The organism is Pseudomonas sp. Soil_N_39 (genome assembly GCF_057655955.1).
The window spans coordinates 57,068-76,579 of record NZ_JBDGLI010000023.1 but is presented as its reverse complement, the minus strand read 5'-3'; the positions used below and the strand labels follow the sequence as shown (position 1 = coordinate 76,579).

Below are 19,512 nucleotides of genomic sequence, written 5' to 3'. Positions count from 1 at the left end.
TCGGCAGCCGTACGGTTATCCACTCTAGTGAGCCACTTGGCGTTTGGTCAAACGTTCTGTGTAGCCCGTCGGCCGAGGTTATTCCGAGCCCACTGCTCGGCGGTGGTGACTTGAATCGACTGCCGCTCGTTGAACGTGCCAACTTTCGGCCACGCCACGCCTCTGCCTTGGGCGAACACAGCGCGGTACTTTTTGATGTGATGAGTGGGGTCTTTTTCCAGCTCCTGGATCAGGTACGGAACAGTCCACACGTTACGTTTGAATGGACGCCCCAAAACACGTTCAAGGAGGCCCGCAACCTGCCCATACGTCACAGTGTCGCCAGAAAGGTAGACGATTTGATTGCGCAAGCGAGGTTCGAAAAAAACGATTTCCGCCGTCAGCGTACCGATGTCGTCGGGTGTCGTGAGCGTCACGCTGTTCTCAAGACTGCCCAGGGCGTTCACTGTGTCGTTTTCGAAGTCAACCACCTCAAATACCGGCTCGAACAGGAAGCTGGTGAACATACCCGTCGAAATGATGACCCATTCAGTTTTGTCTTGGGCGCGAAGCAGCTCGCGCACATCGAGCTGGGCATCGAACAGATCCTGGGGACTGCCCCGACCAATCACCTCGAAATCGACGCCAAACTGCCATGGTAAGTAGCGCTTCACACCGGACTTGAGCGCTGCCGTAGCCAACTTCATCGGGGTTTCTCGCCCCGCAACCATGCCTGCGCAGCCTATTACGGTATCGAATCGCGAGAAGACCTCAGCGAGCTGATCGATTGAATCACTCACCAGATCTGCCGCGACCATGTGGATGCCCAGGCTACGAAGCTCATCGATTTCTGCCTTTTTCTCAGGCACCTGAGTGTTGATGGTCGAATCCCTGAGCAGGACGCTGATTTTGGAGCCGGGCGCGCGCGTTGCCACCCGCGCAAGATTGCGCAAGACAGGAAGGCCAAGTTCACCGGCGCCTAGAACGAGAATGGATTGGGGGGAAAGCTGGGTCACTTCGGTCATGATGTCTCCTGAGACCTGTTACCTGTAGGATGAGCAAATGCTTGCACGATTCAGCAGCGCTCGTAAGAAGGCACACGTGTGATACCAGGGGAAGAAATGACCGATCATGAAACTCTTAGTCAGGCAGAAGCCATCTGCCAAACGCTTAGAGAAGATGATGATGGCGTCAGACGGGAAGTCCTCGCTCACGCGGGTAGCCGCTGGTCATTGGGCATTCTGCATGCCTTGGGCGTGTACGGTAAGATGCGCCATGCCGAGATAAAAAGGCAGATGACGGGTGTGACTCAGCGAATGTTGACGAAGACGCTACGGTCCCTGGAGCGTGATGGTCTCCTGATTCGGCGAGAGTTTGGTGAAATTCCGCCCCGCGTTGAATACGAGCTGACGCCACTGGGCATGGAGTTGTTGATCCGTATGTCCCCTATTTGGACCTGGGTCGTCGAAAACGTCGACGACTTCCGCAAGGCGCGATGCACTTTCGACAGTCAGGAGGGTAAAAAACCTTCATGGCAAATCCCCACGTCAATGCCAAGAGATCCAGAAGCGCCTGATTAATCGTTAGCGGTACAAGAGCGTCTTGAAGCGTCCGTCCAGCTCACCGTGCGTCAGTCAGGCCCGCATCCACTGATGCGGGCGCAGTCGATCAACCTCATTCGCAGCCCCACTTGCATTCGCGCCACCGTCACAACGCCGCAGCCACAACCACTCTGGAACGCCAGGCAAAAGCCAGCACCATCAGCAACCCCAAGCCAGCCATTGCCGCTCCGGCCAGGGCAATCGCCGGGTAACCCAACCCCGCGTTGATCACCGCGCCGCCCAGCGCCGCGCCAATCGCGTTGCCAAAGTTGAAGGCCCCAATATTCACTGCCGAGGCCAGATTAGGCGCGTCCTTGGCGGCTTCCATCACGCGCATTTGCAATGGAGGTACCAAGGCAAAACTGGCGATCCCCCAGATCAAGATGGCGACCGCAGCCGGTAGCGGCCAGCGCATCAATACGGTGAACGCCAGCAAGACGAGAATCAACACGCTCAGCGAAACGATCAGGGTGCGGTCTATCGAGCGATCCGCCGCCTTGCCGCCCCACATATTGCCCAGCGTCAGCCCCACCCCGAACAGCACCAGCATGGCCGTGATGAAAGTGGCGGAGGCATGCGTCTCACTGCTCAGGATCGGGGCGATATAAGTGAAAACGGTGAACATCGCACCTGAGCCGACGACGGTCAGGGCCAGCGCCCCCAACACCGGTCCACGGCCCAGTACCCGAATTTCGGCCAACACACCGATGCTTTGCGGCGTCGGCACGTTGGGCAGGGCGAACCACAACGCGGCCATGGCCACTACCCCCAGGCCGGTAATCCCCCAGAATGCGCTGCGCCAGCCGAACAGTTCGCCAAACCAGGCGGCCAGCGGCACGCCGCCGATGGTCGCCAGGGTCAGGCCCATGAACATGGCCGCGACCGCCCCGGCCCGTTTCTGCGGGGCGACCACGCTGGCGGCGACGATGGCGCCAACGCCAAAGAACGCACCGTGATTCAGTGAGGTCACCACCCTGGCGACCATAAGGCTGTAGTAATCGGTCGCCAGCGCTGACATCAGATTACCCAGTGTGAAAATCGCCATGAGTCCGATCAACAGATAGCGCCGGGGAATCCTGCCGGTGGTCAGGGTCATCAGCGGCGCGCCGAGCAGTACGCCAAGAGCGTAAGCACTGACCAACAGGCCTGCGGCTGGAATGGAAACGCCGAGATCCGCAGCGATGCCCGGCAACATGCCCATGGGGGCGAACTCGGTGACGCCGATGCCAAAGGCACCCATGGCGAGTGCGACAAGTGGTGGATTGATACGCATTGGAAGGCTCCTTATCTATGCCGCAGATGCTACGATCCAGCCTTTCCTGGCGGTAGATAGCATTTCTGGCAATCACCTTTGCGCAAGGAGCACAAATGGACTTCAACGGCAGATCCGGTGAAATGACTATGTTCGCCACGGTAGCGCAGGAAGGCAGCTTGTCGGCCGCCGCGCGTGCACTGGGGCTGACCCCCTCGGCGGTCAGTCGGGTCATCGCGCGTACCGAACAACGTCTTGGCACCCGCCTGCTGTTGCGTACCACTCGATCGATCACCCTCACCGCCGAGGGCGAGGCTTACCTTCGCGGCGCCCGGCGTATCCTGGCTGACATGGCCGAGGTCGAAGAAGCTGTCGCCGACCAGGGCGTGCCCAAGGGCCGGTTGCGGGTCAGTGCCGCCCTTGGTCATGGGCGACAGACCATCGTTCCTCTGGTGGCCGCCTTCAGCGCCCGTTACCCGAACATCGTCGTCGACCTCACCCTCGGCGACGAAGTCGTCGACATTCTCGGCGGCCAGGCCGACGTGGCGGTACGCTTTGGCCATTTGCCCGACAGCCCACTGACCGCGCGCAGGATTGGCGACACCGGCCAGGTGGTGGTGGCCTCGCCCGAGTATCTAGAGCGCCATGGCACACCCCTGGAACCGGAAGACCTGCTACGGCACAACTGCCTGCGCTTCAATTTCCGTCGCGCCGAACCCAACTGGCCGTTCACTCGCGACGGCAGAGCGTTTTCCCTGAAGGTCAGCGGCAACATCGAATGCAGCAGTGGTGAGGCGCTGGCACAACTCGCACGGGTAGGCGCGGGCATCGCGCGTATCGGCGATTTCACCGTCGCCGAGGACCTGCAGCGCGGCGACCTGATACCGCTGCTGGAAGAATGGAACCCCGGAGACCGGGAGCCGATTCATGCGGTGTTCGTAGGTGGCTCGGCGATGCCGGCGCGGGTGCGAGTGTTCGTGGACTTTCTGCTGGAACATCATCGGATGTGAGGGCTGTTAGCCGAATGATCCCTTCGGAAAATCGCAGCTATCGGCCCAGCGTGTGTGAAAACGCGTATGACGTCGCGGTGACGTTATGCAGGTTCGAGGACCTGCACCCACTGGCTTCTCAACTAACGCCTCAGGTCAGGCCTTTTCTCCAGTAGGTCTCAGTTCCTGAACAGACCACCCGTGATGATCGGCCATGACCTGAGAACGGCCAAGACAGGAAACGGCGGACTCTGTTGAAAAAATCGTCTCCGGTAGTTTAAGACTTTTTCAGGGAGTACTTGGCCGATAAACAAAAGCCGCTAGCCATATTCAAAACATCTGCAATCGACACTTTCTATATATTTTCAATCTGAAAGCCGACTCGTTAGCCTGCACTTGCCGGACGTCGTCTCCCTTCGCCCTCCGGTCACACAACTCTAAAAACAAAGCAGCAGCCAATGGGTATAACAATGACAAGATCCCCTATCGCCCTGGGGTTGACTTCGGCCACCCTGGGTTTGACCCTCGCCTTCCCTACCTTTGCTGAAGCTGACTTTTTCGAAGACAGCAAGGCCGACCTCGAACTTCGCAACTTCTACTTCAACAGTGATTTCCGCCAGGACGGTGCCAACCAGTCCAAGCGAGATGAATGGGCCCAAGGGCTGATTCTCAACTACCAGTCGGGCTTTACCGACGGGCCCGTAGGATTTGGCGTCGATGCCATGGGCTTGCTGGGTTTGAAGCTGGACTCCGGCCCTGATCGGCAAAACAGCGGACTGTTACCCGTGGGTAATGACGAGGCCCCGGACAGCTACAGCCGCATGGGCGCTACCGCCAAAGCACGGATTTCCAAAAGCGTGCTGAAAGTCGGGACCTTGATTCCCAAGCTGCCGACCGTGCTGCCCAACGACGGACGCCTGTTGCCACAAACCTTTCGCGGCGCGCAGTTGACCAGCCAGGACATCGACGGCCTGACCTTCGACGCCGGGCGCCTGACCAGCAACACCTTGCGTAATGTCAGTGGCCACGATGACATCGAAGTCGCCGGCAAAGGCATCAAGGGCGCCGTGCCCAGCGACAAATTCGACTTCGCCAGCGCCAACTACAAGTGGAGCAAAGACCTCGCCACCGGCTACCACTACGCCCGCCTGGAGAACAACTACAAGCAGAACATCTTCAACGTGGTGCACACCCTGTCGCTGGGCAAGTCCCATTCGTTCAAGACCGATTTACGCTACGCCGACTCCAGCAGCGACGGCCATACCAACATCGACAACCAGGCCTTCGGTGCGCGGTTCACCTACAGCATTCAGGGCCACTCGTTCGGCACGGCCTATCAGGTCATGAAGGGCACCACCGGCTTTCCGCACCTCGATGGCACCGACTCCTACCTGGTCAACTACGTGATGATCTCGCCGGATTTCGCCAACCCCGAGGAGAGGTCCTGGCAGGCTCGCTACGACTACGACTTCGCCGCCCTAGGCCTGCCCGGCCTAACTTTCATGACGCGCTACCTCAAGGGCGACAACTTCGAACGCTCCAAAGGCGTGGAAGGCACCGAGTGGGAGCGCAACACCGACATCGGCTACGTATTCCAGAGCGGCGCGCTGAAGAACCTCGGTGTGAAATGGCGCAACGGCACTTACCGCAGCAACGGCAAGGGCAATGACATCGACCAGAACCGGTTCATCGTCAGCTACACCCTGCCCCTGTTGTAACCCATTAAAAATGCGGAGCATTAACATGAACGCCTATAAGACACTCATCCACCTCGCCGTGGCCTTCGCCCTGTTCAGCAGTTACGGCGCCTACGCCGCCGACACCGGGCAGCTGCCCTGCAGCACGACTGAACAGTGCGCGGCCCAGGCCGCGAAAGTCGGCGCCACGACCGATACCTCGCAGGCGTCGCGCAAGGCCAAGGTCGATCCGACCCAAACCCAGTTTGCCTGGCTAAACCGTATCAACAAAGCCTCGATTGTAATGCTCACCGAAGAAGGCATCGTCAAGCCGAACATGGGCCACAAGATCGCTGGCGGCGTGCGTTACGCCATCGACCAGGCCGACCAGCCCGGCGGCAAGCGTCCCGATGATGTGCTGCAACTGGAAAAAATCATGACCGACAAGATCGGTCCCGAGGCGTCGCTGATCCATTCCGGCCGCAGCCGCCAGGACATGCTGGCGACGTTCCGTCTGGCCAAATTACGTACACAGGTACTGGCCTACAGCGAAGCACTGAACGCCACCCGCCAACGGATCCTGCGCCTGGCAGAGAAAAACGTCGACACCCTGGTGCCGGCCTATACCAACGGCGTGCAGGCCATGCCGATCAGTTATGCGCACTACCTGTTGGCGTTCGAAGCCGCGTTTGATCGCGATGGCCAGCGCATTCGTGAACTCTACAGCCGTCTCAACCTGAGTCCTATGGGCACTGCCGTGCTGGCGAACTCCGCCTACCCGCTGAACCGCGAGCGCCTGGCCGAGCTGCTGGGGTTTGATGGCGTGCGGGAAAACTCCTTGGATTCGAGCCAGGTCTCGACCTATGACATCCCGATAGAAGCGGCGAACCTGGCAGCGTCCTCGGCGATTCGGGTGGGCGCGATGATTGGCGACATCCATACCCAGTATCATCAGATTCGCCCTTGGCTGCTGCTGGATGAGGAGTCCACCTATACCAGCAGCGCGATGCCGCAGAAACGAAATCCAGGCTTGCTGATGCGCACCCGTGAGTCGGCCTCGGATGTAGTCGGGCTGTCGCAGACCGTAACCTTACGCGCCCATAACGTTACCACCGGCATGACCGACTACAAGTTCGCCTTCGATTCGCTGGGGCTGTTCCAGTCCACCGGCGAGATGTTCAAGAACCTGAATGCGGTGCTCGACGCGCTGCAAATCAATCCGCAGCGCGCCCTCGAAGAACTGGAGTCGGAGTGGTCCACATCGATGGAACTGGCCGACACCCTGGAGCGGCAATTCAAAGTGCCGTTTCGCATTGGCCATGGCTTCGCATCGCTGATCGTCACCGAGGCGCGCAGCAACGGCACCACGCCGAAGACTTTCCCTTATGCCGATGCGCAGAAGCTGTATCGCCAGGCGGCGGACAAGTACAACTGGACGCCCAACATCTTGCCGTTGGATGAGTCGGGCTTCCGGGCGGCGTTGTCGCCGACCCAAATGGTCAAGACTCGCAAAGGCACGGGCGGCCCGCAGCCGGAAGAGGTCAAGCGGATGCTGGCTGAGGCGCGTAAAACGCTCGATAGCGATCAGAGATGGCTGGCCGAGCGTCGCATAAAACTGAAAGACGCTGAAGACACTCTGAATAAGGCATTCGACAAGCTGGTAGACGCCAAAAACTGAACCGTAAAACACTGGAGACCAAGCCTGGGATGGCGCAGTGTCAGTCAGCCAACCTGACTGATGCTCCGCCATCGCAAGCCAGCCAGCGCCCGCATTTCGAACTGATGTGGACTTGGAAAATGTAGTTACTTCAGACAGGCAAATTCGCGTTTCAAGGCCTCACGATCGATGGAGTTTTGCCACCCACATATCGCCAGGCATGCCACGCCATTACCCAGCACATTGGTCAGCGATCGGCACTTCATCAACCGCTCCACCCCCAGCAGCAGCCCCACCCCTTCCAGCGGAACCAGTTGCAGAATGCTCAAGGTCGCAATCAAGGTAAACAACGCAGAACCGGCGACACTGGTAGCTCCCAGCGAGGTAAACAAAAAAATCAACAACGCCGCCAGCATCTCCGGCACGGCGATATCCACCCCCGCCTGATGCGCAAGAAACATGAACGCGGTGGTGAGATAAAGGTTTGTGCCGGACAAGTTAAAGGTATATCCGGTGGTCAGTATCAGGCGCACTAACTGGCTATCACACCCTAGTGTCTCAAGTTTCCCAATAAGCCCTGGAAGGGCGGCAACCGACGAGCCGGTAAACGTTACCAATAGCAACTCTTCCTTCAAGTAGACAATCAGCCTTGACAATTTGACACCTACCATCCGGGTGATGATCGCGAATACCACGACGATAAAAATCCCGCACACCAAATAAATAACAACTATAAACTTCAACAGCGGTATGACCGAACCTAGACCATATTTTCCGACGACAAAAGCCATGGCGCCAAATGCCGCCAGCGGCGCGAACGTCAAGACGATCCGCAACAGCCGGAACAGCACCTGTACGGCAGTTTCCAACCACCCCCGGCATCGATTGCCGAATGCGCCACAACGCTCAAGCAATAGCCCGCAAACCACAGCAAGAAACATCACCTGCAACATCCGATCCTGGGTGAAAACCCTGTAAATGCTGGTCCAAACGGTTGTAAAAGAGAGCTCGCGAAGAGAGTTTTCCAGCACGCTCTGTGCCGGCGCGGGGGCAAAAACGGCCGCGTGATCAAGGTTAAACAGCCCGCCCGTGGCCATTCCCAACGCGAGCGCAGCGATAGACATCATCTGGAAATACAGCACCACCCGGCCGACTACATGGGGGTGTTTGTGTTCGCGATTAAGGCCGGCAACACCGGTAGAAACCAATACAAACAGCAGGAACGGCATCAATAAGCCGACCGTTTTTATGAAGATGTCACTGAACAGTTTCATATCAATCGCCACGTCCGGATAAACCAGGCCCAGCGTCAAGCCGCAGGCAATGGCAATCAATATAGGCAGAGTTCCATTTTTGGCATGAGGGTTCGGCATCCGTACTCCAGGCGATTTTTATTTTTTGTTATTGTCGTGACAGCCCACTTTCGGCATATTGGTCACCCTGAAGATTCATTCAGATCGCAAATAATAAGGTCTTGTCACGGGACATACCACCATGGAACTTCGTCATTTACGTTATTTCATCATGGTGGCAGAAGAACGGCATTTCACTCGCGCCGCCGCGCGCCTGAATATGCAGCAGCCGCCCCTCAGCCAACAGATACGAGCATTAGAGCAAGAGTTGGGTTTCGAGTTGTTCAAACGCCACCCCAAGGGCGTCGACCTGACCGCTGGCGGCCTGGTTTTCCTTGATGAAGCGCGGGTGATTCTCTCACGTGTCGTACAAGGTTCCCTCAAGGCCTCCCGCGCAGCACATGGTATTGAAGGCACCCTGATCATTGCGTTCACCAGCTCGGCCTCCGCGCACCCGCTGATCCCGCGCATCATTCGCGCCTACCGCGAGCAATACCCCGGTGTAGAACTCTCGATCAAAGAAGGCAGCGCCCGTGAAGTCACCGAAGACACTACCGAAAAACGCGTCGACCTCGGTATCCTTCGCGCGCCGGTCACCGCCCCCCAGAGCCTGAGCTTCCATCGCCTGCTCAACGAGGAAATGCTCCTAACCCTGCCTGTCGGGCACTCGTTGCTCAAAGGACCTGACCCCAAAATCAGCATGATTGACCTCAAAGACGAACGCTTCATCCTCGTGCGCCGCCCCGGCGCACCAGGCATGTACGCCAACCTGATCAAGGCCTGCCAGAACGCCGGCTTCGAGCCGAAGATCGCCTTTGAAGTGGAGCGGATGCTTACCAACGTCAGCCTGGTGGCTGCCGGTGAAGGCATCTCGGTGGTGCCCGCCTCCATGCGCGACGTACACCGAGAAAGCGTGGTGTATTGCCGCATACGTGACGCACGGCCTCGGTTGCTGGCGCCAATTACTCTGGTACGGCGCACATTTAACCCCTCGGCGCCGTTGCAGAATTTTATTAGCTTGGCACGGGAGTTGGCCGGGGTTTATCGAAAGACATGAAAGGGGCCTGTTCATTCCCTTGGTCGCCTCCGAAGGCAGACACTCCACCCAGATGCGCTCTGAATCAGATCAACCCCAGGCTCAGCGCCTTGAGCGTGGCCGCTGCGCGAGTGGTGCACTGCAGTTTGCGGAACATGCTTTCGACGTGAGTGCGCACCGTACTCGGGCTGATACCAAGCTGGCGCGCCACTTCCTTGTTGCTGCCGCCCTCACTGATGCAGCGCAAGATTTGTGTTTCACGTTCGGAGAGTGGGCTGCTTGCTCTCGAGACCGCCATGGGGCGCGTGCCCTCCTCGCTCAAGCCGGGTTGCCGAGGTTGCTGGCTGCGCAATGCCTGCAAGGTCAGTGTTGCAACGCCCAGCCGATAGCGGATCTGCACGGCATCACCCTCGAAGCCGCGGACATAGTTGCGGCCATCGAGCCGCTCATAAGACTGAACCGCCCCCTGAGCTGCCAACGAGCACCCAGCTGCCTGGCCACAGGCTCGCGACGTCCAATGAGGCACCCCCGCGTTCTTTTCAAAACCGTCATCTGGAAATGCCCCAGGAATGAGCCAGATATGATCAGCCGCCATGGCACGGCTCTCGGCATCGCTTGACAAGCAACTAAAACCGTTCAGATCCATCATGCTCAGCTCCTGGTTATTTTATTCAAGCTTGTTCGTCAGGTCCGCCGCCTAATCTTAGGTAGATTTACTAAAAAACGTGTTGCATCTTTTTAGAAAAAATCGAAACAATATTTCGTATTAGTCCAGATAAACTATTTTTATTTCAAATCAACGACAAACTACGCAATAAAAATAACACCGCATCTACTCAGGCCTTTTTCCACCCGCACGCAAGTGCACCTGCCGAGACCACCGAGACTGTCAAGCGATTGAATCAAAAGACTTATTCGGCTCGGCCTCAAATCAACCCCAGCGTCAGGGCTTTGAGGGTCGCAGCCGCCCGGGTGGTACATTGAAGTTTTCGGAACACGTTCTCCACATGGGTGCGGACCGTGCTCGGACTGATGCCTAGCTGACGCGCCACTTCCTTGTTGCTTCCTCCTGTGCTGATACACCGTAGAATTTCGGTTTCACGCTCGGAAAGCAGACCACCGCTTGGCCTGCAGGCAGTTGTCATCGTGTCCCCGCGCGCCGCCGCGATGACCGCCTGACAGGCTCGTCGATCAAAGCGCCCCTGGTCCGCCTCGTCCAGTAACAAGCGGGCGGCATCGTCCTGACTGAAGGCTGGCCGCCACGGCCGCTCGCTCAGCAACGCTTGCCAAGCCAGGGCCGCGGCCAGCAAGCGATGTTCGCTTTGCAGCGCGTCACCATGGAGACTGCGGAAGTAACCACTGCCATCCAGTCGCTCGTAGGCATGGGCCGCTATCTGGCCCGACACTGCCAGCGCCGGTATCTGGCTACAGGCCCGCGACGTCCAGTAAGGCACCAACCGCACTTGCTCAAGATCGCCTTCCAATAACGCACCCGGGGCATTCCAGACTCGATTGGGCACTGCTGCGCGGCCAAGGCCATGGATCAGCGCCGCTTGGCCGAGATGGTCTACGGATGCCTCTGGCAACCCCGAAAGCCTGGCGGCCTCTTGGACCAATTCCGAAGAACGTCGCGAATACCCCGACAGCCATGGCAGCTTGAGATCGATCACATCGCTGACAAGGGTCAGTGGCACCGATGGTGCGGTGTGCCGCGACGCAGCAACATGTGGCGTGCGCAGTTGAGCGAGCCAATCTTCGGCGTGTTGCAGCATTTGGGCGGCGAGCGCTGCTGGATAGCGTCGATCACGCTTGCTGGCGATCCATTGCAATGCCACTTCCAGACCGTGACTGCGGGACAGGATTTCCAGATCACCGGCGAGCAACACTTGGTAAACCACCTCCGGCACCTGCGGATGACGCAGGCCGGACGGCCGTCCCTCGCCGTCGTATTGCTCAAACACATGACGCAGCCCGTGTTCGACTTCGGTGCTCAAGCCCAAGGTATGAGCGATATCACCGGACACCTCACAATGAATCTGCGCCAGCGGCGTGGACCTGCGCATCGCTCGCTGGCCCGCCGCGCTGAGGGTTTGCGTCAGCATCGCGTTGCGGCCCTCGACGTCATCGCCCAGCAGTCGGGTGAAGCCCTCGGCATTGGCGGTGCAGCCTGACCAGCGCAGCAAGGCCACCTGGCGTCCGATCTCGGTGTGCTCGCCAGCGCCATTGCACGCCTGCGCGAGCATCTGCACCAATCGGGCGGTGCGGCGCGACTGATCGAACGGCTGGCCCATGCTCAGGTCGCCCACCATGGACAACGCCAGGATGGCGTCTTCCAATTCGATACAGTCACCTGCTGACATGTCGTTTCCTCCGGGTATCCGATTGAACATTGTTGATGGCCTCGGATAAATGACCGATACCTCAGCCGCCGAGTATCGCTGAAACTGCGCTCACCCCATACAGGAGATCGCATCATGTTCAAACCCAAGGCCCTTGCCCTCACACTCGCCATGACCTGTTCATTGTTCGGCGGCGCGGTCCATGCCGCGGCGCAGCAACCCTCTGTTGTCATCGTCCATGGCGCTTTCGCCGACGGATCCGACTGGGGCAAGGTCGTCCCGCTGCTGCAGGCGGAAGGCATCAAGGTCACCGTGGTGCAAAATCCGTTGACCTCGCTGGCGGACGATGTCGCCGCCACGCAGCGTGTGCTGAACAACCAGGAGAACGACGTCGTATTGGTCGGCCACTCCTGGGGCGGTACTGTCATCAGCGAGGCTGGCACCGACAAGAAAGTACGCAGCCTGGTGTACGTCGCCGCGTTCGCTCCGGATGCCGGTCAAGCCAGTAAAGACTTGGGCAAGGACTACCCTGCCCCGTCCGGCGTGAAAGACATCGCCGCCGACAAAAACGGTTTCCTGTACATGACCACCGAGGGCATGGCCACCGGTTTTGCCCAGGATCTTTCCCCAGAGCAAACCGCGGTAATGGCGGCGACGCAAGGGCCGATCCGGGCCTCGGCCTTCGATGACAAAACCAGCGTCGCCGCCTGGAAAGGCAAGCCAACCTGGTACGTTGTGGCCAAGGAAGACCGGATGATCCAGCCTGATCTGCAGCGCGCTTTTGCCAAGAAGATCGGTGCCAAGGTCACCGAAATCGAAGCCAGCCACGTGCCACAACAATCTCGTCCGGCAGATGTCGCAAAAGTCATCATCCAGGCGGTCCAGAAGAGCCAGTGATTCCAGGCCCCTTCTGCGCCGGGATCGAGGGAAGCGCTGCTGCATCTGAATGGATTGCCACCGGTTTCAGGACAGGGTGGCCGGAAGCTCGGATGCAACGCACTTCCCTCGCAGCAGTCATCGCATCAGGCGAGCAATACCACACCGTCCAAGGAAACCCGCTCAATGCCCATGAATTCCGAGCAGCAAAAGCACCATTATGATTTTATCGTCTGTGGAGCAGGCACCGCCGGCTCCGTCGTGGCGGGACGGCTGGCCGAAAATCCCGAGGTTGAAGTATTACTCATCGAGGCCGGAGGCAGCGATGATCACCCCCACGTGCTGGAGCCGGGGAACTGGCCCCTGAACCTTGGCACCGAGCGCGATTGGAACTTCGTGGGTGCCGCAAACCCTCATCTCAACGACAGGAAAATCCCGCTGAATATGGGCCGCGGATTGGGCGGTGGGTCCAGCGTCAATGTCATGTTGTGGGCCCGCGGCCATAAAAACGATTGGGAAGATTTCGCAGCGCTCAGTGGTGATCCTGCGTGGAACTACGCGTCGGTCCTGAAGATTTATCAACGCGTGGAAGACTATCGGGGCACCGGCGATCCGGTGCGTCGCGGCAGGGGCGGACCGGTTCATGTCGCGCCTGTGCGAGACGCCCAACCGATTGCCAACGCCATGATCAGTGCGGCTGCCGGCATGGGTATACCGGCTTTCGAGAACCCGAACGGCGCCATGATGGAAGGCCGCGGAGGTGCGGCCTTGAACGACCTCATCGTCAAGGACGGCCGGCGTAATTCCATTTACCGCGCCTACGTCGCTCCACGCTCTGGTCAGCCCAACCTCACGGTCCTGACTGATACGCTTGTCAGTCGCGTGCTCTTCAGGGACCAACGCGCCATCGGCGTACAAACCATAAAAAATGGGCAGATCGAGTGCTTTTACGCCGATCACGAAGTCATTCTTTCGTTGGGGGCGGTCAACACGCCCAAAGTCCTGATGCAATCAGGCGTGGGACCGGAGGAGGAATTGCAGCGCCATGGTATTCCGGTCCTCCAGCATCTCCCCGGCGTCGGCGCCAATCATCAAGATCACGTGTCCTTTGCGGTTATTTTCGAATACGCGACGCCACAACCGGTGGGTTACGGCGGCTCGGAGGCGACGCTGTACTGGAGCAGCGAAAGTGCTTTGCATCTCCCGGACATGTTCCACTGCCAGGTCGAATTTCCAGTACCCAGCGCAGAGACCGCCTCACTTGGCGTGCCTGCACATGGCTGGACAATGTTCGCCGGCCTTGCCCACCCGGAAAGTCGCGGATGGGTCAAGCTCAGCGGCCCGAATGTGACGGATGCCCCCATCATTCAACCCAACACGCTGTCGCATCCCACCGACCGGCGCAACGCGCTGGAGAACATCCGTTTTGTCCAGGAACTGGGCGCGCAGGCCCCCTTCAAGGGCTTGGTGAAACGTGAAAGCCTGCCTGGAAACCTGGACACCCAGTCGCTCGAACACTACGCGCGCAACGCTGCCGTCACTTACTGGCACCAATGCGGTACGGCAAAAATGGGCCAGGACGCGATGTCCGTGGTTGATGGTCAATTGCGCGTCTACGGAATCCAGGGCCTGCGCGTTGCCGATGCGTCCATCATGCCCCATGTCACGAGCGGCAATACGATGGCCCCGTGCGTCGTGATCGGCGAGCGGGCCGTGGAGGCTATACGGGCCACTTACGACCTATGAGCTTCATGCATGCGCCCGTGACTCCGTTCGTGCGAACAAGCTGCTAAGGGCTGTTTCCTGCTGCCAAGGGTTGAATGTTGGCACGGGCCAAGTCGGTAAACGCCTTGAGCGCCGCCGAAGGGTTACGCCGGTTCGGGTAATACAAACACAAGTTGTCTCGAGCGGGTGTCCAATCCTCCAGCACCCGCTCAAACTCTCCGTTGTCGATTTCGGCTTGAACGTCCTGTTCCATGAAAAAACCGAGGGCCACGGCGGCCCCAACTACCGCCTTGGCAAGGCCAGGCTCGTCCAGCGTGAATTGCCCGTTAACATCCAGCCTGATGACCTCCCCGTCGCGTTCCAGATGCCAAGGAAAAATGGCACCGTTGGGCAGGCGGATCCGCAAGCAGTGATGAGTGAGTAGATCGGCTGGCGTCCGAGGTTGGCCGTGCACCTCGAAGTACGCTGGCGAGCCCACGATGGCATAACGTTGCGGTCGGCCCAGCGGGACGACAATCATGTCGCTGGGTACCAGATTGGCAGACCGCACACCGAGGTCGAAGCCGTCAGCGACGATATCCACCAGGCGCCCTTCGGTAACCAGATCGATGTGCACCTTAGGGTAACGCCGCGAAAACTCCAGAATCAGCGGCATCAGGGTCGTACGCGCGGCACTGGCAAAGGCATTGATGCGCAAGACTCCCGAAGGTCCGACATTGTGCGAGCGCACCGCCTCGAGCGCCGCGCGAACATCCTGTAGCGCCGGCCCGACTTGCTCCATGTACAGCCTGCCGGCCTCGGTGAGCGACACGCTGCGTGTGGTGCGGTTGAACAGCCGCGTTTCAAGGTTCGACTCCACCTTGGCGATGGTATTGCTCAACGCAGTCGTCGAAACACTCAAGTCGATAGCGGCTTGTCGAAACGAGGCCCGGCGCGCCACGGCCGTGACCGCCTCCAACTCGTTAAGCCCTACACGAAGATCCGGCATTTTATTGTCCTGATTATCGGGATTAGTCATTACATTTATGCCAGTTGAGCAAACTATCCCGTGGACGGCAAGATCATTGGGTGTCATCAACTCACCGTCAGAGATGGAAATTACGCCATGAATCTTGATTTGAAAGGCAAGCGCATTCTGGTTACCGGCGGCACCAAGGGTGTCGGCAAAGCGGTGGTTGAGCTGCTGCTCGACGAAGGCGCAAAAGTGCTGACCTCGGCTCGCCAGGCAAACATCGAAATGCCGCCAGACTTATGCATTCCGGCTGACCTGTCGACTCGGGAAGGTTGTGAGACCTTGGTGGCCGCGACCAAGCGAATATTGGGCGACGTCGACATCATCATCCACGTACTGGGTGGCTCATCGGCACCGGGTGGCGGCTTTGCTGCACTGGACGAGGAGCACTGGCAACGCGAGCTCGATCTGAACCTGTTTCCAGCCGTGCGCATCGACCGTGCCTTGTTGCCGAACATGCTCGAACGCAACGAGGGCGTCATCATCCACGTGACGTCCATTCAGAACCGGCTGCCGCTGCCTGAAGCAACGACCGCTTACGCGGCTGCCAAGGCCGCGCTTTCGACCTACAGCAAAAGCCTGTCGAAGGAGGTCTCGCCAAAAGGCGTGCGTGTTGTCCGGGTATCGCCGGGCTGGGTTGAAACCGAGGCGTCGGTTGCCTTCGCCGAGCGCCTGGCGAAAGAAGCAGGCACCGACTACGAAGGCGGCAAGCAGATGATCATGAACGCGTTAGGCGGTATTCCACTCGGCCGCCCTTCGAAACCTGCAGAAGTGGCGAACCTCATTGCCTTCCTGGCTTCGCCTCGCGCAGCATCCATCACGGGCAGCGAATTTGTCATTGATGGCGGCACTATTCCAACGGTTTGATGAGAGGTGTGGGGCGTTTCGGCTGTCCGCCCCAAAAGCCCCGATAACACCATCGTCGTTTACATTTTCATTTACTGGGGCGTCCATCTAATCAATCCACCCATCAGGAAACATGATTGAAAGGCTTGGACACATCAACCCAAGTCAAAACACCCAGCTGGGAGATGACCAACCTCGGGCCTTGCATACAAATACCCCTGCATCAGCTCGATCCCCATGCCTAGAAGCGTCGAGCTTTCTTCACGGGTCTCGACACCTTCGGCGATGACCAGGATACCCAAGCGCCTGGCGACCAGGATGATGCCTTCGACGATCGCTTGTTTGACCGTGTCTCGATCGATGCCTCGGGTCAGTGCCATGTCAATCTTCAGTACCTGGGGTTGGAACATGGCCAGCAGGTTAAGACCCGAATAGCCCGCGCCAAAGTCGTCGACGGCGGTAACGAAACCCTGGCGCTCGTACTCCACGAAAATCGATTTGAGGTGTTCAGGGTCGACCACCTTCTCGCCTTCGGTCACTTCGAACATGAGCCTTTCTGGCGGGAAATGGGTCAAGCGCGCCGCTTCCAGGGTGGCCCGGATGCACGTCTCTGGCCGGTATACGGCGTTGGGCAGGAAATTAATGCTCAGCAAGCAATCGGGAATATCCAGCAGGCCCAGCCTTGCGGCTTCCTCGATGGCTTTCACCCGGCAGGCCTGGTCGAATCGGTAGCGGTTGCTGTCGTTCACGAGCCCCAGGATGTAGCCCGCCGACTCGCCATTGATACCTCTGACCAACGCCTCATAAGCAAACGCAGCGTGTGTCCGAACGTTGAAAATAGGCTGGAAGGCCATGGTGAATTCAAACCCCAGCGCATCATGGTTGCGGCATTCGGCGCAGCCGAGCGATTGGAACGGAGGGCGTTTCGTCATGAGCAATATTCCGTGGCGGTCGTGATACATTCCTGCGGTTACAAGGAACTGTAGCCGACACCACCTGAGTCGGCACAGGCCGAAGTTTTTGAAGCGTTATCGGCCGGTCCCCCACCGTTCACCTTGATCGGTGCGACATGTATCGGGCACTGCTGATCTCAAATGCTCAATGCAGCTTAACGGTAAGGACACATACACATGAGCGCACGAAAAATTTTAGTCACAGGTGCGGCGGGTCGGATTGGCACCGCTTTTTGGACAGCGCAAGCCGATAGATTGGATTTGCGTCTTGCTGATATAGATGTGCAGACATTTCCGAAATCCGCACAAAGTTTCTCTCTCGATGTCAGGGATCAGTCAAGCTGCCTTGAGGCCTGCGAAGGCATCGATACCGTGATTCATCTAGCTGCCGACCCGAGTCCAGACGCTAACTTCATGAGTTCTCTCCTGCCTGTAAATATCGTTGGCACCTACAACATGTTGTTCGCCGCGAAGGCACAAGGTTGCAGGCGGTTCATATTTGCGAGCAGTGCCCAAGCCATTGAGGGTTACCCGAAGGACGTCCAAGTACATGAACATATGTTGCCCAGGCCAGGAAATCTTTATGGGGTTAGCAAAGCATTTGGGGAGGCTCTCGCATCGATGTATGCGAACGATGGTCAAATGACAACCCTTGCAGTGCGCATTGCAAACGTAGCCCAGTTTCAGCAGGGAGAGACCCACAGCCACAGGGATGTAGCTGCGTTTATCAGCATGAGGGATGTCGTAGCGCTACTTAGAAGTTGCGTGGATGCAGAGCTGAGCGGGTTCCATGTGATTCATGGCGTATCAGACAATAGATACAAGCGCCTTTCCATCGATAAGACCCGAGAAGTTGTTGGTTACGCACCCACTGACGACGGGTTTGAGATTTTAGAGGGACATGCTCTCCCTGATTGATTGGCACTCGTTTGCTGCGGCCCATTTGTAGTCAGAACTCATTCTGATGAGCAAAGGCGTGCTTTCAGGTATGGACAGGCAGAGCCAACCCGAAAAGTACAAAAAAACCACCGCAGACTTTATTGAATCGCCGCCCGGTTCGGGCTAACCAAGGCCTGACCTGGTGCGCAGCGCTGGTCACCAGTGAAAGCACGACAGCAAAGCCGAGCATAATTTACGTCGTAGTAATTCAACCGGCGCTGGGGGAGATGACCGGGTGAAAAGCCGGATCGAAGACTATGTTGAGTATTTTGAAGGCTTTCTCATCGACTAAGAGCTGCTACAAACTCAAGAAATGCCCGCACCTTGGCTGGCGGCAAATGCCGTGAGGGGTACAACGCGTAGAGAGGAAAATATTCATCGGGCCAATCCGCAAAGAGCTCAATGAGCCGTCCCTCACGCAACGCGGCCTCTACACCTAACTCCAATACCTGGGCCACAGCCTGCCCTTCCTCGCAGATTCGGTGCATCGTGCCTACGTCATTGACCATTAGCCTTCCGTGCGTTTTGACGCTCACACGCTCGTGGCCTCGATGGAATTCCCAAATGAACGGTTTGCCCGTCTGAGGATCTCGAAAATCGACACACACATGCTCCGAGCTCTCAAGCTCTGAGGGATGCAGTGGACGACCGTGTTTTTTCAGATAAGCCGGAGAAGCAACAGTGAGCACGCGTGTTTGCAGCAACTGTCTGCCAATTAGCGAGGAAGAAGGTTGCTCGCCAAAGCGCACAGCAAGATCAACTCCGTCGGCCACCAGGTCCCCCATCTGTTCTCGAGTCACGAGATCCAGCTCAATAGCGGGGTAGGCCGCCATGAAGCTTCCGAGGGCCGGGGCCAAGATCAGTCTGGAAAAATACGGGTCAACATTAACGCGAAGCCGTCCCCGCACTGCGGTTGCACTGCCAGATGCCATCGTTGCTGCTTCCTCCAATGCGGCGAGTAGTGGCGCTATTTCTTCATACAGTCGACGCCCTTCATCTGTGAGCTTTACCGATCGAGTGGTTCGGTCAAACAAACGGATCCCCAACCTCGTTTCGAGACGAGCGACAGCCCTACTGACCCCGGACTGGGTCATGTCCAGCGCATTGGCAGCTTTAACGAAACTCCCGCTATCAACTACGGCAGAGAGCACACCCATACCGTTGACCAAACGCCCGTCGAAACTCATTAATGATTCTCCGTCATTGAATCAATGACACTCATGATATCGAAGAAAACTCGCAAGCAACGCAATAATTCGCCCATAGCGACAACGGGTCGC

16 protein-coding genes and 2 pseudogenes are annotated in these 19,512 nt (G+C 58.2%); 9 read left to right on the top strand and 9 right to left on the bottom strand.

Annotation, left to right across the window (positions count from 1 at the left end):
* Positions 1 to 47 precede the first annotated feature (47 nt).
* Positions 48 to 1,004: an aromatic alcohol reductase gene (locus AC3A5O_RS25650; protein WP_305492147.1), complete on the bottom strand. Its 957-nt coding sequence runs from the start codon at positions 1,002 to 1,004 to the stop codon at positions 48 to 50.
* A 96-nt stretch (positions 1,005 to 1,100) separates the two neighbouring features.
* Between AC3A5O_RS25650 and AC3A5O_RS25645 the strand changes: the two genes are divergently transcribed.
* Complete coding sequence (locus AC3A5O_RS25645; RefSeq protein ID WP_305470572.1) at positions 1,101 to 1,559, top strand: winged helix-turn-helix transcriptional regulator; 459 nt, start codon at positions 1,101 to 1,103, stop codon at positions 1,557 to 1,559.
* Between the two features lie 127 nt (positions 1,560 to 1,686).
* On the opposite strand, the gene AC3A5O_RS25640 is transcribed toward AC3A5O_RS25645, so the two are convergent.
* Positions 1,687 to 2,853 carry an MFS transporter gene (locus tag AC3A5O_RS25640; protein ID WP_122568305.1) on the bottom strand — a complete coding sequence of 389 codons (1,167 nt, stop codon included), beginning with the start codon at positions 2,851 to 2,853 and terminating at the stop codon, positions 1,687 to 1,689.
* Positions 2,854 to 2,948: 95 nt separating this feature from the next.
* Between AC3A5O_RS25640 and AC3A5O_RS25635 the strand changes: the two genes are divergently transcribed.
* The 3 genes from AC3A5O_RS25635 (at position 2,949) to AC3A5O_RS25625 (ending at position 7,175) form a co-directional block, all read left to right on the top strand.
* A complete protein-coding gene (locus AC3A5O_RS25635) occupies positions 2,949 to 3,842 on the top strand; it encodes a LysR family transcriptional regulator (RefSeq protein WP_122568304.1) in 894 nt (297 codons plus the stop codon).
* Positions 3,843 to 4,291: 449 nt separating this feature from the next.
* Positions 4,292 to 5,539, top strand: a complete 1,248-nt coding sequence (locus AC3A5O_RS25630) for an OprD family porin (protein WP_305492146.1) — start codon at positions 4,292 to 4,294, stop codon at positions 5,537 to 5,539.
* Positions 5,540 to 5,564: 25 nt separating this feature from the next.
* On the top strand, positions 5,565 to 7,175 hold the full coding sequence (locus tag AC3A5O_RS25625; protein WP_122568302.1) for an argininosuccinate lyase: 1,611 nt from the start codon (positions 5,565 to 5,567) through the stop codon (positions 7,173 to 7,175).
* Positions 7,176 to 7,300: 125 nt separating this feature from the next.
* Here the strand turns inward: AC3A5O_RS25625 and AC3A5O_RS25620 are convergent, their stop codons facing one another.
* The gene (locus tag AC3A5O_RS25620) at positions 7,301 to 8,527 is read right to left on the bottom strand and encodes a cation:dicarboxylate symporter family transporter (RefSeq protein WP_487753891.1); all 1,227 of its coding nucleotides are present in this window, start codon (positions 8,525 to 8,527) and stop codon (positions 7,301 to 7,303) included.
* Between the two features lie 121 nt (positions 8,528 to 8,648).
* Between AC3A5O_RS25620 and AC3A5O_RS25615 the strand changes: the two genes are divergently transcribed.
* Positions 8,649 to 9,563 (top strand): LysR family transcriptional regulator, encoded by a 915-nt coding sequence (locus AC3A5O_RS25615; protein WP_122568300.1) that lies wholly within the window; start codon positions 8,649 to 8,651, stop codon positions 9,561 to 9,563.
* A 64-nt stretch (positions 9,564 to 9,627) separates the two neighbouring features.
* On the opposite strand, the pseudogene AC3A5O_RS25610 reads toward AC3A5O_RS25615, so the two are convergent.
* Positions 9,628 to 9,819 (bottom strand): annotated as a pseudogene (locus AC3A5O_RS25610) (response regulator transcription factor); the annotation flags it as partial.
* 649 nt (positions 9,820 to 10,468) lie between these two features.
* On the bottom strand, positions 10,469 to 11,902 hold the full coding sequence (locus AC3A5O_RS25605; protein ID WP_305470568.1) for an HD domain-containing phosphohydrolase: 1,434 nt from the start codon (positions 11,900 to 11,902) through the stop codon (positions 10,469 to 10,471).
* A 114-nt stretch (positions 11,903 to 12,016) separates the two neighbouring features.
* On the opposite strand from AC3A5O_RS25605, the gene AC3A5O_RS25600 reads away from it, so the two are divergent.
* Both AC3A5O_RS25600 and AC3A5O_RS25595 read left to right on the top strand, forming a co-directional pair.
* Positions 12,017 to 12,778 (top strand): alpha/beta hydrolase, encoded by a 762-nt coding sequence (locus tag AC3A5O_RS25600; RefSeq protein WP_122568297.1) that lies wholly within the window; start codon positions 12,017 to 12,019, stop codon positions 12,776 to 12,778.
* Positions 12,779 to 12,943: 165 nt separating this feature from the next.
* A complete protein-coding gene (locus tag AC3A5O_RS25595; RefSeq protein ID WP_487753890.1) occupies positions 12,944 to 14,503 on the top strand; it encodes a GMC family oxidoreductase in 1,560 nt (519 codons plus the stop codon).
* A gap of 43 nt (positions 14,504 to 14,546) precedes the next feature.
* Here AC3A5O_RS25595 and AC3A5O_RS25590 read toward each other — a convergent pair whose 3' ends face one another.
* Positions 14,547 to 15,470 carry a LysR substrate-binding domain-containing protein gene (locus AC3A5O_RS25590; protein WP_487753889.1) on the bottom strand — a complete coding sequence of 308 codons (924 nt, stop codon included), beginning with the start codon at positions 15,468 to 15,470 and terminating at the stop codon, positions 14,547 to 14,549.
* Between the two features lie 117 nt (positions 15,471 to 15,587).
* Between AC3A5O_RS25590 and AC3A5O_RS25585 the strand changes: the two genes are divergently transcribed.
* On the top strand, positions 15,588 to 16,361 hold the full coding sequence (locus AC3A5O_RS25585) for an SDR family oxidoreductase (RefSeq protein ID WP_122568295.1): 774 nt from the start codon (positions 15,588 to 15,590) through the stop codon (positions 16,359 to 16,361).
* 134 nt (positions 16,362 to 16,495) lie between these two features.
* On the opposite strand, the gene AC3A5O_RS25580 is transcribed toward AC3A5O_RS25585, so the two are convergent.
* Positions 16,496 to 17,272, bottom strand: coding sequence for an EAL domain-containing protein (locus AC3A5O_RS25580; protein ID WP_122568294.1), 777 nt, complete (start codon positions 17,270 to 17,272; stop codon positions 16,496 to 16,498).
* Positions 17,273 to 17,470: 198 nt separating this feature from the next.
* Here AC3A5O_RS25580 and AC3A5O_RS25575 point away from each other — a divergent pair, with 198 nt between their 5' ends.
* Positions 17,471 to 18,211: an NAD-dependent epimerase/dehydratase family protein gene (locus AC3A5O_RS25575; RefSeq protein WP_305470565.1), complete on the top strand. Its 741-nt coding sequence runs from the start codon at positions 17,471 to 17,473 to the stop codon at positions 18,209 to 18,211.
* Between the two features lie 64 nt (positions 18,212 to 18,275).
* Here the strand turns inward: AC3A5O_RS25575 and AC3A5O_RS25570 are convergent.
* Together AC3A5O_RS25570 and AC3A5O_RS25565 are read right to left on the bottom strand one after the other, a co-directional pair.
* Positions 18,276 to 18,407, bottom strand: a pseudogene (locus AC3A5O_RS25570) (LysE family translocator); the annotation flags it as partial.
* 106 nt (positions 18,408 to 18,513) lie between these two features.
* Positions 18,514 to 19,419, bottom strand: a complete 906-nt coding sequence (locus AC3A5O_RS25565; protein ID WP_122568292.1) for a LysR family transcriptional regulator — start codon at positions 19,417 to 19,419, stop codon at positions 18,514 to 18,516.
* Between the last annotated feature and the right edge of the window lie 93 nt (positions 19,420 to 19,512).